Genomic DNA, 14,151 nt, shown 5'->3' on the forward strand with positions numbered 1-14,151 from the left:
CCGCAGCGAGGCTTTTTCGCGCGGGCACGATCCACTAGCACCATCGGAGATTCCCTTGTCAGAGCAGAACGCACCAGGCAGTCATACCGGGCCGGCGGGGGAGTCCGCCGCCTCCCGGTTCAGGCCATCGGCGGTGGCTGCAGTCCGACTGGCCGGCATCGGGGAGGCCATCGGCGTGCAGGTGCCGGGTGCATCGGCTGCCGTAAGCGTCACGGGAATCTCGCTCAATTCACGCACGGTGGAACGTGGCGACCTCTACGTCGCCCTGCCGGGTGGTTCCCGCCACGGAGCGGACTTCGCCGGCCAGGCCGTGGAGCGGGGCGCCGTGGCCGTCCTGACCGACGACGCCGGCGCCCGGCTGCTGGCACTTTCCGCCGACACCGCGGTCCCCGTGCTTGTGGTGGACAGTCCCCGCAACGTAGTGGGTCCTTTGTCCGCCATGATCTACCGGAGCCAGCCTCCCGCCGGACACCCGCCCCGCCTGTTCGGGGTCACGGGCACAAACGGCAAGACCACCACCACGTATTTCCTCAACTCCCTCCTTCGCGCGCTGGGACAACGGGCCGGCCTGATCGGAACCATCGAAATACTCGCCGGCGGGGAGCCCATCCCCAGCCTCCTCACGACGCCCGAGTCAACGGACGTGCACGGCCTCCTGGCGCTCATGCGGGAGCGCGGCCTGGATGCGGCCTCCATGGAAGTGTCCTCCCACGCCATCTCCTTCCAGCGCGTCGACGGGGTGGTCTTCGACGTCGCCGGGTTCACCAACCTGACCCAGGACCACCTGGACCTGCACGGCACCATGGACGACTACTTCGCCACCAAGGCCGAACTCTTCACGTCCCGCCGTGCCCGCGCCGCCGTGGTGATGGTCGACGACGAATGGGGCCGCAGGCTTGCCGCCGCGGCCGGGATTCCGGTCACGACCGTCGCGTCTGCCCCCGGCAACGGTCCCGCCGACTGGACAGTCACCTCGACGGCGCCCCGCGGGCTGGGCACCGAATTCACCCTCAGCGGTCCGGACGAGGCCCGGCTGAAGATCCACACCGCGTTGCCCGGCGCCTTCAACGTCGCCAACGCGGCACTGGCCAGCGTGATGGTCCTGGCCAGCGGAGTGGAAACCGCCGCTCTGCAGACCGCCCTGGACAGCCATGATCCCTTCACCGTTGCGGTGCCCGGCCGTATGCAGCTCGTCGCCGAGGAGCCCGCCGCCGTCGTCGATTTCGCGCACAACACCGACGCGCTGGCCCGCGCGCTCGAGGCTGTCCGGTCACCTCTTCCCGGCTCCCGGGTGATCGTTGTTTTCGGTGCCACCGGGCAGCGGGACCAAGGCAAGCGCCCTGCCATGGGAGCCATCGCAGCACAGCTCGCCGACGTTGTGATCGTCACGGATGACGATCCCCATGACGAGGACGCACAGGCCATCCGCGCTGACGTGCTGGCGGGTGCCAGGGCCGCGCAGGAACAGGGCGCCCTCACGTGCGTCATCGAGGAAATCCACCCCCGGGCGGCGGCCATCAACCGTGCCGCCGAGCTGGCCCGGCGGCAGGACACCATCCTCGTTGCCGGCCGCGGCCACGAGGTCTGGCAAGAGGTCAAGGGCGTCAACCTCCCCCTCGACGACCGGGTGGAACTCCGGAACGCCTTGACAGCCAGGGGATTCACGGTTCTCCAAGACGAGCGGATAGAGTCCTAGACCGAGATGATTGCATTTACTGCGGCGGAAATCGCCGAAATCACAAACGGCCGCCTGGACGCCGATCCGGGGATCACCCCGCAATCGGTGGTCACCGATTCGCGCGACGCCGTGCCCGGGGCGCTTTACGTCGCGAAACCCGGTGAACACGCGGACGGGCACGACTTCGTGGCGGCCGCTTTCAGCCAAGGTGCCGTGCTGGCCCTCGCGGAGCGACCTGTTCCCGGGCCCAACGGAACGAACTATCCGACAGTACTGGTCCAGGACGCGGTCCTCGCCATGGGTGCCCTGGCCGCCGAAGCCGTCCGCCGCATCCGCGCGGTCCGGGCGTCGGCCGGCGAATCCCTGACAGTCATCGGCATCACCGGCTCGGCCGGAAAGACCACAACGAAGGACCTGCTCGCCGGGATCCTCTCAACCCAAGGCAACACCGTGGCCCCTCAGGGCTCCTACAACGGCGAGGTCGGCGTGCCGCTCACGGTCTTCCGGGCGGACGCCGGGACCCGCTTCCTGGTCATCGAAATGGGTGCCACCGGCATCGGCCACATCCGCTACCTGGCTGACATGGTCAAGCCGGACATCGGAGTGGTCCTGGGCGTTGGCACCGCCCACGCAGGGGAGTTCGGCGGCGTCGAAAATATCGTGCTCGCCAAGGGCGAACTGGTGGAGGCACTCGCGCCCACCGGCACAGCCGTGCTGAACCTCGACGACGACCGGGTGGCAGGCATGCGTCCGCGCACCGTCGCAGCGGTGCTGGGTTTCTCCGCGGAGGACCGTCCCGACGCGGCAGTGCGGGCAGTCAACCCGGACACCAACAGTGCCGGAAACCCGGAATTCGACCTCGTCCTTCCCGGCAGCGATGCCGGCCTCCACGTGAGCAGCGGACTGATCGGTGCCCACCACACCGGCAATCTCCTGGCGGCAGCCGCAGCAGCGCACGCAGCCGGTGTGCCGGGCACGGACATCGCAGCGTCCCTGGCCGGCCAGTCAGCAGCCAGCCGCTGGCGGATGGAACGCACGGAACGCCCGGACGGGGTTACCGTCATCAACGACGCCTACAACGCCAACCCCGAGTCCATGCGCGCCGCCCTGCGCACCCTGGCAGACCTGGGGCGCGGACGCCGCACCTGGGCCGTGCTGGGAGCCATGCTGGAGCTGGGGCCGGATTCCATCCGTGAGCACACAGCCGTAGGAACCCAAGTGGTCCGGCTCAACATTTCGCGGCTGGTGGTGGTTGGCCGCGAGGCACGCGCCCTCTATGTTTCCGCAGTCCAGGAAGGCTCCTGGGGCGACGAATGTGTGTTCGCCGAAAACGTCGAGGAAGCCTACTCGCTCCTTGATGCCGAGCTGGAACCCGGTGACCTGGTGCTCTTCAAGTCCTCCAACAGCGTCGGGCTTCGGCATTTGGGTGATCGGATAGCATTACCCCCACAATCCACGGAACCTGCCGAAGAAAGGAGCGAGCTGCTGTGATTGCACTTTTGATCGGCGCGGGACTTGCCCTGCTGTTCGCCCTGGTGGGAACCCCCCTGTTTATCCGCCTCCTTGTCCGCAAAAGCTACGGGCAGTTCATCCGCGATGACGGACCCACATCCCATCACACCAAACGCGGCACGCCCACCATGGGCGGAACCGTGGTGGTGGGAGCAGTGCTCCTCAGCTACGGCCTGACCCACCTGATCATGTGGCTGATGAACCCGGCGTCCGCCGGACCGTCGGCGTCGGCCCTGATCCTCCTGTTCCTCATGGTCGGCATGGGGCTGGTCGGCTTCCTCGATGACTTCATCAAGATCTCGCGCCAACGCAGCCTTGGCCTGGACGCGAAAGCCAAACTCATCCTTCAGGCGGCGGTGGGCATCGCCTTCGCCATCCTCGCCCTGAACTTCCCCGATCCCCAGGGCCTGACCCCGGCGTCGACAAAAATTTCCCTGGTCCGCGACATCCCCTGGCTGGACCTGGCCTTCGGCGGCACGGTCATCGGCGCCATCCTGTTCGTCCTCTGGTCCAACCTGATCGTGACGGCAGCTACCAACGGCGTGAACCTCACGGACGGGCTGGACGGGCTGGCCGCCGGCGCCGCTGTGATGGTGTTCGGCGCCTACACCCTGATGGGAATCTGGCAGAACAACCAGGCCTGCGGATCGCCGCGCGAAACCGGAAGCGGCTGCTACACCGTCCGCGATCCCCTGGACCTGGCACTCCTGGCGGCAATCCTCAGCGCCGCCCTGGTGGGCTTCCTCTGGTGGAACACTTCGCCGGCCAAAATCTTCATGGGCGACACCGGCTCCCTCGCCATCGGCGGCGCCATTGCCGGCTTCGCCATCCTCTCCCGCACCGAACTGCTCCTGGGCATCGTCGGCGGCCTGTTCGTGCTGATCACCCTCTCGGTGATCATCCAGGTGGGCTACTTCAAATTATCCGGCGGCAAACGTGTCTTCAAGATGGCACCGCTGCAGCACCACTTCGAACTCAAGGGCTGGGCTGAGGTGACCGTGGTTGTCCGCTTCTGGATCCTGGGCGGCCTCTTCGTCGCCGTCGGCCTGGGTGTCTTCTACGCAGAATGGGTTGTGCTCCTGTGACTGTTTCCCCGCGCCTGCAGAACCTGGTCAGCTGGGACTCGGACTGGGCCGGCCTGCGCGTTGTTGTCACCGGAATCGGTGTGTCGGGCTTCGCCGCAGCGGACACCCTCATTGAACTCGGGGCCCGCGTGGTGGTGGTCGACGCCGCCACCACCGACACCGCGAAGGCCCACGCGGACACCCTGAAGATTGTCGGCGCCGTGGACGTGCTCCTTGGCGAGGAGGCCGTCAGCAGGGTTCCCAAGATTGAAGGAAGCTTCCCCGACCTCATCGTCACCTCGCCGGGCTGGCGTCCCGACCAGGCGCTCCTCGCCGCCGCCGCACGCGCGCACATCCCGGTCTGGGGCGACGTCGAACTCGCCTGGCGGCTGCGGGTGCGTGAAGGACACAAGACCCCCGACTGGCTGACGATCACCGGCACAAACGGCAAGACCACCACGGTCGGACTGACGGCCTCAATGCTGCAGGCCGCAGGACTGAAGGCGATTGCCGTCGGCAACGTGGGCACACCCATCCTGGATGCCCTCCGCGACCCGGTGGAGTATGACGTGTTCGCCGTTGAACTCTCCAGCTTCCAGCTGCACTGGGCGGAATCCCTCTCGCCCGTCGCCAGCGTGTGCCTGAACGTGGCAGAAGACCACGTTGACTGGCACGGTTCCTACAACTCCTACCTGGCCGACAAAGCAAAGGTCTATGCCCGCACGCAGAAGGCCTGCATCTACAACGCCGAGCAGATCGAAACCGAACGCATGGTGGAGGACGCCGACGTGGTTGAAGGCTGCCGGGCCGTCGGCTTCACCACGCTCACCCCGGCCATCAGCATGCTGGGCGTGGTGGACGGACTCCTCGTGGACCGGGCCTTCATCGAGCAGCGCAAGGACAGTGCCGCCGAGCTCGCGTCGATGACGGACCTGGGGCAGTTCGCCCCCCGCCACATGGTGGCCAACGCCCTGGCAGCTGCCGCACTGGTGCGCGCCTACGGGGTGGACACGGAGGCGGTCCGCCAAGGCATCCAGGACTACGTGCCGGGCAACCACCGCATCCAGCCCGTTGCCCGGGTGAACGGTGTTCTTTGGGTCAATGATTCCAAGGCCACCAACCCCCACGCAGCGGCCGCATCACTGACGGCATTCGAGAAGGTCATCTGGATCGCGGGAGGACTCTCCAAGGGAGTCAGCTACGACGACCTGGTCCGCGATCAGGCGGGCAGGCTCAAAGCGGTGGTGCTCATCGGCGTCGACACCGCCCCCCTTGCCGATGCCCTGCAGCGACACGCGCCCGATGTCCCGGTGATCATCGCTTCGGCGGGCGACACTGAAAATATGCAGACTGCCGTAACGGGCGGAGCCAACGCGGGCGACTCTCCGGTTCCGGGGGAGCACGTGATGTCCCGGGCCGTTGCGTCAGCAGCGCAGCTGGCCGTATCGGGCGACACCGTGCTGATGGCACCGGCGGCTGCTTCCATGGATCAGTTCTCTTCCTATGCTCACCGCGGTAACGCCTTTATCGAAGCTGTCCGCGAGCTGGTGGAAGGGCAGGCCCAGACCGGCGAGGAGTAAGAATGGTCAGCACGCCCACCCGGCCGAACGCGGCAAAGCCGCGCACCGGGAAACCCGCGCCGCGTCCGGCACCCGGGTCCACGGTGTCCAGGCCCACCCTCCCTGCCCGGATCAAGGGCTGGTACCGGGGCTTCTGGTCCGCCCTCGAAGGGAACGGGACATCCCGGAACGGCTCCACCTACTACCTCATCCTGGGCTCCACGCTGGCGCTCACGGCCATCGGCATCATGATGGTGCTCTCGGCATCCAGCGTCGAATCGATCGCGGCCGGCAAGTCACCGTACGGAGATGCCCTCAAGCAGGGCATGTTCGCCGCGATCGGCATTTTCGTGATGTTCGTCCTCTCCAGGATCAACGTGGTGTGGCTCAAGCGGCTGGCATGGCCTGCGGTGGGCGTCGCCCTGATGCTCCTGGTCCTGGTCCAGGTGGTGGGCGACGAGGTCAACGGCAACAAAAACTGGATAGACCTGGGCGGCATCACGTTCCAGCCCTCCGAGGCCTCCAAACTGGCGCTGGCTCTTTGGATGGCCACCGTCCTGGCCAGGAAAGGCAAACTGCTGCGGCTATGGCAGCATGTGCTCGTCCCGGCCGTGCCGCTTGCGGGTGCCGTCATCGGCCTGGTCCTGCTGGGCAATGACCTCGGCACCGCCATGATCATCATGATGATCACGGCCGCGGCCTTGTTTTTTGCCGGCGTGCCGCTCTACCTCTTTGGCTTTGCAGCCGTGGCCGCCGCTGCCGGGACCGCCGTTATGGCCATCACCAGTTCCAACCGCATGTGCCGGATCACCTCCTGGTGGACCGGCCAGTCCTGTGCGGACGGCATCGATGCCAACTACCAGGCCACCAACGGTCTCTACGGGCTGGCCTCCGGCGGCTGGTTTGGCGTGGGCCTGGGCCAGAGCCGGCAGAAGTACAGCTGGATTCCCGAAGCCCACAACGACTTCATCTTCGCCATCATCGGCGAGGAACTGGGCCTGGTGGGCACCGTCGTCGTGCTTGTCCTTTTTGCCATCCTCGGCGCCGCCATCTACCGCGTGGTGGTGGCGCAGGAGGACATGTTCCACCGCGTCCTGGCCGGCACCATCATGGTGTGGCTCCTGGGCCAGGCAACCGTCAACATGGCGGTTGTGACCGGCCTGATGCCCGTCATCGGCGTGCCGCTGCCCTTTATTTCGTACGGCGGTTCGGCCCTGCTTATGTCCCTCTGTGCCGTGGGCGTGGTCCTGTCCCTGGCCCGGGAACAGATGGCTCCGGCCCTTCGCCCCAAGAGAATGCTCAAGTTCGGCACCAGGAAGGCCGGGAAATCCGCCCGGCCCACCAAAACGGCAAGAAAGCGCACCTAGCACCCGATGACTTCCCAGAACCTGTCCATTGTCCTGGCGGGCGGCGGCACCGCCGGCCACATCAGCCCGCTCCTGGCGATCGCGGCTGCCCTGCGGACCGCCGCGCCGCAGTCCCGGCTGCTTGCCGTGGGCACGCCGTCGGGCATGGAAACGCGCCTGGTCCCGGCGGCCGGCGTGGAGCTCGCCACCATCGACAGGGTACCGTTTCCGCGGAAACCGTCCCTGGACCTGCTGAAGCTGCCCGCCCGGCTGGCCGGTGCAGTGCGCCAGTCCGGCCGGATCCTGGACGAGGCCTCTGCCGACGTCCTGGTTGGCGTGGGCGGTTACGTCTGCACTCCGTTGTACCTCGCTGCCCGCCGACGCGGGATCCCCATTGTGATCCATGAAGCCAACACCAGGCCGGGCCTGGCCAACCGCGTGGGATCGTTACTGACCCGGCATGTTGCCACCGCCTTCGAGACCACCCGGCTGCGGCACGCCCGCCACGTCGGGATGCCGATGCGGACCGAAATCTCGGGCCTGGACCGGGAATCGGCCCGCGGTGCGGCGCGCAAGGCCCTGGGTCTTGATGAACACAAGCCCACCCTGATCGTGACCGGCGGCTCGTCCGGTGCCCGGAGCATCAACCGCGCCATGGCTGAAGCGGCCCGGGACCTGGGCGCGGCCGGGATCCAGACGCTCCACATCACCGGCCGCGGCAAGACAGTGGTGGCGCCCGACGGCGGCCCGCTCACCGCTGACGGCTACCGGCAGGTTGAGTACGTGGACGGGATGGAACTGGTGTACGCCGCCGCCGACCTCCTGCTGGCGCGGTCCGGTGCCGCCACCGTCTGTGAGGTGGCAGCAGTGGGAGTTCCCGCCGTTTTTGTACCGCTGCCCATCGGCAACGGTGAGCAGGCACTGAACGCCGCCGGGCTGGTGGAAAGCGGGGGCGCGCTCATCGTCCCGGATAAGGACTTCACCGCGCAGTGGATAACGGGCCACATCATCCCGTTGATCACCGACTCGCAGCGGCTGGCCGGCATGGCCGCCAGCTCCCGCCGGCTTGGCATCCGAAACGCCGATCAGCGCATGGCTGGTCTTGTCCTGGAAGCGGTATCCGCATGACCCCCGCAAGCATCCGCAGCCAGAAGTCCCTGGGCCGCGTCCACTTCATCGGCATCGGCGGTGTCGGCATGTCCGCCGTGGCCCGGATCATGGCGGCACGGGGTGTCACTGTCAGCGGTTCAGATGCCAAGGACCTGCCGGTCATGGCGGACCTGGCGACCGCCGGAGCCCGCATCGCCGTGGGGTATGCCGCATCCAACCTGGGCGATGCCCAGACCGTGGTGGCGGGTTCGGCCATCCGCGCGGACAACCCGGAACTGGTGGCCGCCCGTGAAGCCGGACTGCCCGTCCTGCACCGGTCCGAGGCGCTGGCATCAACCATGGGCGACGACACTGTGGTGACCATCGCCGGAACGCACGGCAAGTCCACCACCACCTCCATGATTACGGTGCTGCTCCGGGGAGCCGGGCTGGACCCTTCGTTTGCCATCGGGGCCAACGTGCCTGCCCTGGGCGTGAATGCAGCCCACGGCAGCTCCGGCATCTTTGTGGCCGAAGCGGATGAATCCGACGGCTCCTTCCTGAACTACCGGCCGCAGATAGCCGTGGTCACCAACGTGGAACCGGATCACCTGGACCACTACGGCACCGCGGAGGCCGTTTACGAATCCTTTGACCGCTTCACCGAACTGCTTCCGGCCGACGGCGTCCTGATAGCCTGCGCGGATGACGCCGGCGCCCGCGCCCTCGCCGAGCGCACGCGGGCCCGCGGGAACACGCGGGTGGTCCTGTACGGAACGTCGGACGGCTCCGACCTGGTTTTGCAGGACGACGGCCCCGGAAAGGTGGACGTGTCCGCACCTGCCGGCCGGTATGCCCTGGATCTGCAGGTCCCCGGCCGGCACAACGCGCTCAATGCCGCGGCCGCGGTCGCCGTCGCCCTGGAGCTGGGCGTCGAGGCCGGCGCCGCCGCGCGGGCCCTGTCCCAGTTCTCCGGAGCGTCGCGCCGTTTCGAACTCAAGGGGGAGGCCGGCGGAGTACGCGTTTTTGACGACTACGCCCACCACCCCACCGAGGTCCGGGCAGCCCTGACCGCGGCCCGGTCCGTGGCAGGCGGGCACCATGTCCACGTGCTCTTCCAGCCCCATCTGTTCTCCCGCACCAGGGAGTTCGCCAAAGAGTTCGCCGACGCCCTGAACCTGGCAGACACGGCCCTGGTCCTGGACATCTACCCTGCCCGTGAAGATCCCATCCCGGGCGTGACCAGCCAGCTGATCGCCGATCACCTGGGGCCCGGCGGCCGGCTCGTGGAACCGGCGGAAGCTGTGTCCGCCCTGGCCCGGGCCGCCCGGCCCGGTGACATCGTCCTGACCGTCGGCGCGGGCGACGTGACCGCCTTCGGCCCGCAGATTGTGCAGGCCCTCGATGGGTAGCCCGCGCCGCCCCACCTACGCGTCACCGGGACGCCGGCCAGCCGATGCCGGGGCGGCGTCGGCTGAACCTGAGACCATCTCCGCTTCCAAGAGTGTCCCCGTTCCGGATCCGGCCACCGTGCCGGCCCGCAAGAAGGGAAAGGCCCCGGGATCCGTGCCGTCCCGGGAGAAGAAACCGGCCGGCCCCGACAACGTGCTGGTTTTTCCTGAGCCGCCGGCCAAGCGCCGGAGGCGGCATTTGCTCGTTGCCGCGGGAACTGTGCTGGGGCTGGTTGCGGCCCTCCTTGCCGCAGCCATCTTTTCGCCGATGCTGGCCGTGGGCACCATTTCCGTAACAGGGACCAAACTGGTCACATCCGACCAGGTGCAGGCGGCGCTGGAGCCGCTGAAGGGCAAACCGCTGCCGCAGATCAGCGACGACGAGGTCAGCAGCATGCTGAAGTCCCTGGTGCAGATCAAATCCGTCTCTTCGCAGGCACGGCCGCCATCAGAACTCGTGGTGCACGTGCTCGAACGCACTCCGGTGGCGCTGGTCAAACAGGGGGAGCAGTACCAGCTGGTGGACGTGGACGGCGTGGTGCTGGCTGCGACGACGGACCCGGCCTCGGTGTCCCTTCCCGTGATCGACGGCGGCGCCGGAACCATCGGCAAGGACCTTTTCCAGGCCACCGCCGAGGTGCTGGGGGCGCTCCCCCCGGACGTACTCTCGAAGCTTTCCAACGCCTCCGCCCAATCGGTGGATGCCGTGGAACTGAAGCTGGTGGACGGCCAGACCATCATCTGGGGCAACGCCGGGGAGAAGGAACTCAAGGCCAAGGTGCTTGCAGCCCTCCTGAAGGTTCCGGCCGATCCAAAGAACCCCGTGCGCGTGTACGATGTGAGCGCGCCCCGGCATCCGGTGACGCGTTGAACCTTTCCTCCGGCAACTGCAAACTTTCCCGGTATTCGCGCGACACGCGGCTCCGGTTATTGAATGTCAGAACCATAGGAAATAGCGTTCCAACATGAGTTACTTGACATAACTATAACCTTCAACTCGAAGGTTAAGGTTGCAGGCTTCAAGCCCGACTCCACAGTTTTCGCAATAGGACACGAACAAGGGACACGTAACGTGGCAGCTCCGCAGAATTACTTGGCCGTCATCAAGGTCGTCGGCATCGGCGGCGGTGGCGTGAACGCAGTCAACCGCATGATCGAGGTAGGCCTCCGGGGTGTCGAGTTCATCGCCATCAACACAGATGCTCAGGCACTGCTGATGAGTGACGCCGACGTCAAGCTCGACGTCGGACGCGAGCTGACTCGCGGTCTCGGTGCAGGCGCCAACCCTGAGGTGGGCAAGCAGGCTGCCGAGGACCACGCTGACGAGATCGAAGAGGTCATCCGCGGCGCCGACATGGTGTTCGTGACTGCAGGCGAAGGCGGCGGTACCGGAACCGGCGGCGCGCCCGTCGTGGCACGAATTGCCCGCTCGCTCGGTGCACTGACCATCGGTGTGGTCACCCGCCCGTTCACCTTCGAGGGCCGCCGCCGTGCCGGCTCCGCCGAGGCCGGCATCGACGCCCTCCGCGACGAAGTTGACACCCTGATCGTGATCCCCAACGATCGCCTCCTTTCCATCAGCGACCGCAACGTCTCCGTCCTGGACGCTTTCCGCTCCGCTGACCAGGTCCTGCTGTCCGGTGTCCAGGGCATCACGGACCTGATCACCACGCCCGGGCTGATCAACCTGGACTTCGCCGACGTCAAGTCCGTCATGCAGGGCGCAGGCTCGGCCCTGATGGGCATCGGCTCCGCACGCGGCGAGGACCGTGCAGTGAAGGCAGCTGAACTTGCCATCGCGTCCCCGCTCCTGGAAGCCTCCATCGACGGCGCCCATGGTGTCCTGCTCTCCATCCAGGGCGGCTCTGACCTCGGCCTGTTCGAAATCAACGAAGCAGCCCGACTCGTCCAGGAAGTGGCCCACCCGGAGGCCAACATCATCTTCGGTGCCGTGATTGACGACGCCCTTGGGGACGAAGCCCGCGTGACGGTCATCGCCGCCGGGTTCGACGACGTGAAGGCCACCTCGCCCTCCATGGACCAGTCCCAGCCCCAGGTGGCGCCCCAGCGTCCCGCCGCGGCTCCCGCACCGGCCCAGGCCCCCACCTCCGGCGGCGGCAGCCACCAGCTCAACGCGCAGCCCGTCCACGCCGGCATGGGTGCGTCCGGACTGAGCAACTGGGGCCAGCAGCGCCCCTCCGCCGTTCCGGCGGACTCAGGTTTCGACGTCGACCTCCCCTCAGTGGTGGAGCCGGATCTCTCGGGGAACCGCTCGGACGATCTGGATGTCCCCGACTTCCTGAAGTAGGGCACGGCTTGTTCCTTTGGCGGGCTGAAGTCTCTCCCGGCGTCAGTGTCGCATTCACGGACATTCACGCCGGCAATCTTGCCCTCCACGTCGGTGACGATGCAGCGCAAGTGCGACGGCGCCGCGGTGAGCTGGAGGGGGCCGCCGGGCTGACACCGGGATCCCTGCGGTTCATGGATCAGGTCCACGGTTCCACGGTTGAGATGATGGAGCCCGGCACCCCCGCGCCCACGGCAGACGCCATGGTGTCCCGGGGCCTTCCCCTCGCGGTCATGGTGGCCGACTGCATCCCTGCGGTACTGGTGGCTCAGGACGCGGACGGCACGCCGGTCCTGGCCGCTGTCCATGCAGGGCGGCCGGGAATAGCCAACGGCATCCTGCCCGCAGCAGTGGAACGGATGCGGGCAGCGGGCGCAACCGGGATCCGGGCCTGGCTCGGTCCTTCAATCTGTGGCAAGTGTTACGAGGTCCCCGCCGACCTGCGTGACCAGGTGGCCGCGCAGGTACCGGCAACGCGGGCCGAAACGTCCTGGGGGACCCCCGCGCTGGACCTGCCGGCCGGAGCCCGCAGTCAGCTGGAGGCCGCCGGGGTGGTCGTCGAATACGCCGGGCAGTGCACGCTCGAAAGCGAGCAGGTGTTCTCCTACCGCCGTTCATCCACGACCGGACGCTTTGCCGGAATCGTGTGGTCCCATGACTGAAGACACCGCACGGATGGCTGAGCTGGCGGAACGGCTGGCCGCGGTCCGGCGGCGGATCGAATCAGCGGCCGCCGAGGCAGGCCGCGGCAACGACCTGCCCACGCTGATCGTCGTCACCAAATTCCATCCGGCCGCGGACATCAGGCGCCTCGCCGCGCTGGGGGTGCGCGATTTGGGCGAAAACCGTGACCAGGAAGCCTCAACCAAGGCGGCGGAACTGGCTGACCTTGGACTTCACTGGCATTTCGTGGGGCAGTTGCAGAGCAAAAAAGCCAAGTCCGTGGCCAGATACGCCCATGCAGTCCACTCCATCGACCGCCCCGCACTGGTGGATGGCCTGGAGCGTGCCATCGCCGCGGAGCAGGATCGCACTGGCCGCGGCGCCCTGCAGTGTTTCATCCAGGTCAGTCTCGATGACGACGCCGGCGCGCACCGCGGCGGGGCTGCGCCGGCTGAGGTGCCGCTCCTGGCTGACCGGCTCGCCGCGGCCGGCGGGCTGGAGCTGGCAGGCGTCATGGCCGTCGCACCGGTCGGGGCCAGCCCGGAGGCCGCTTTCGAAAAACTGGCAGCCGTTTCCGCTTCGCTGGTGGCGGTTCATCCCACTGCCTCAGCCATTTCTGCCGGCATGAGCCAGGACCTGGAGGCGGCCATCAGATTCGGGGCGACACACCTGCGGATCGGTTCCGATATTCTCGGATCACGTCCCGCTGTGGGGTAGCGTCGAGCACATAGGAAGTGAGTGGCGGGGGATTCCAGTGCTGTCAAGTTATTGGGCGGCCCGCCTACGGACACGATTAGGAGTCGACCATGGCCGGCGCTCTGCGCAAGACAATGATCTATCTTGGGCTCGCCGACGGCGATGAACACTACGAGTCCGAGCACACCACAACACGTAAGGACGAGGACGAAACCATGGAAGCTGACCGCGAGGAACGCCGGGCCCCTGCACCGGTCCGCGAAGTCAGCCGTGAATCAGTCCACGTCCCCGAAGAGGAATACCGCGCACCCGTGACCCCCATCAAGCGTGCGGCCTCGAGCCGCGAAGAAACGTCCGGACTCCGGCAGATCACCACGATCCACCCGCGGTCCTACAACGACGCCAAGCTCATCGGGGAGAGTTTCCGCGACGGCATTCCCGTGATCATGAACGTCACTGACATGGGCGAGGCGGACGCGAAGAGGCTGGTTGACTTCTCGGCCGGCCTCGTTTTTGGGCTCCGCGGCAGCATCGAGCGCGTCACGAACAAAGTCTTCCTGCTGTCGCCGTCCTACATCGAGGTCATCGGCGACGACAAGAAAATCAGTGAGACCCAGGCAAGCTTTTTCAACCAAAGCTAGCCCCGGGCTGAGTGCTGATGCCAGGCAGGGACACCTGTCTGGCATCTGTGCTGAAATAGACAAGTAATGTTGGCAGGGCACTGCGGTATCCGGAATGGACATGGA

12 protein-coding genes are annotated in these 14,151 nt (G+C 67.0%); all 12 read left to right on the forward strand.

Annotated elements, in window-relative coordinates:
- Positions 1-55: 55 nt before the first annotated feature.
- The gene (locus tag SBP01_RS07600) at positions 56-1,696 is read left to right on the forward strand and encodes a UDP-N-acetylmuramoyl-L-alanyl-D-glutamate--2,6-diaminopimelate ligase (protein ID WP_320538004.1); all 1,641 of its coding nucleotides are present in this window, start codon (positions 56-58) and stop codon (positions 1,694-1,696) included.
- A 6-nt stretch (positions 1,697-1,702) separates the two neighbouring features.
- A complete protein-coding gene (locus tag SBP01_RS07605) occupies positions 1,703-3,169 on the forward strand; it encodes a UDP-N-acetylmuramoyl-tripeptide--D-alanyl-D-alanine ligase (protein WP_320538005.1) in 1,467 nt (488 codons plus the stop codon).
- The gene (gene mraY / locus SBP01_RS07610; RefSeq protein ID WP_275213547.1) at positions 3,166-4,275 is read left to right on the forward strand and encodes a phospho-N-acetylmuramoyl-pentapeptide-transferase; all 1,110 of its coding nucleotides are present in this window, start codon (positions 3,166-3,168) and stop codon (positions 4,273-4,275) included. Before SBP01_RS07605 ends, mraY begins: the two co-directional genes overlap by 4 nt.
- On the forward strand, positions 4,257-5,834 hold the full coding sequence (gene murD / locus SBP01_RS07615; protein ID WP_275213548.1) for a UDP-N-acetylmuramoyl-L-alanine--D-glutamate ligase: 1,578 nt from the start codon (positions 4,257-4,259) through the stop codon (positions 5,832-5,834). Before mraY ends, murD begins: the two co-directional genes overlap by 19 nt.
- 2 nt (positions 5,835-5,836) lie before the next feature.
- Positions 5,837-7,180, forward strand: a complete 1,344-nt coding sequence (ftsW, locus tag SBP01_RS07620; protein ID WP_275213549.1) for a putative lipid II flippase FtsW — start codon at positions 5,837-5,839, stop codon at positions 7,178-7,180.
- Positions 7,181-7,186: 6 nt separating this feature from the next.
- Entirely contained in the window at positions 7,187-8,287 is a 1,101-nt protein-coding gene (gene murG, locus SBP01_RS07625) for an undecaprenyldiphospho-muramoylpentapeptide beta-N-acetylglucosaminyltransferase (protein ID WP_275213550.1), read from the forward strand.
- Positions 8,284-9,660, forward strand: a complete 1,377-nt coding sequence (gene murC / locus SBP01_RS07630; RefSeq protein WP_320538006.1) for a UDP-N-acetylmuramate--L-alanine ligase — start codon at positions 8,284-8,286, stop codon at positions 9,658-9,660. Before murG ends, murC begins: the two co-directional genes overlap by 4 nt.
- A complete protein-coding gene (locus SBP01_RS07635) occupies positions 9,653-10,570 on the forward strand; it encodes a cell division protein FtsQ/DivIB (protein ID WP_320538007.1) in 918 nt (305 codons plus the stop codon). The genes murC and SBP01_RS07635 overlap by 8 nt, the downstream gene beginning before the upstream one ends.
- A 201-nt stretch (positions 10,571-10,771) precedes the next feature.
- On the forward strand, positions 10,772-12,007 hold the full coding sequence (gene ftsZ, locus SBP01_RS07640; RefSeq protein WP_320538008.1) for a cell division protein FtsZ: 1,236 nt from the start codon (positions 10,772-10,774) through the stop codon (positions 12,005-12,007).
- 8 nt (positions 12,008-12,015) lie between these two features.
- Entirely contained in the window at positions 12,016-12,708 is a 693-nt protein-coding gene (locus tag SBP01_RS07645; RefSeq protein ID WP_320538009.1) for a polyphenol oxidase family protein, read from the forward strand.
- Positions 12,701-13,426 (forward strand): YggS family pyridoxal phosphate-dependent enzyme, encoded by a 726-nt coding sequence (locus SBP01_RS07650; RefSeq protein WP_320538010.1) that lies wholly within the window; start codon positions 12,701-12,703, stop codon positions 13,424-13,426. The genes SBP01_RS07645 and SBP01_RS07650 overlap by 8 nt, the downstream gene beginning before the upstream one ends.
- An 89-nt stretch (positions 13,427-13,515) precedes the next feature.
- Positions 13,516-14,046, forward strand: a complete 531-nt coding sequence (locus tag SBP01_RS07655) for a cell division protein SepF (protein WP_275213562.1) — start codon at positions 13,516-13,518, stop codon at positions 14,044-14,046.
- Positions 14,047-14,151 lie beyond the last annotated feature (105 nt).

It is taken from the genome of Pseudarthrobacter sp. IC2-21, assembly GCF_034048115.1.
Classification (GTDB): Bacteria; Actinomycetota; Actinomycetes; order Actinomycetales; family Micrococcaceae; genus Arthrobacter; species Arthrobacter naphthalenicus.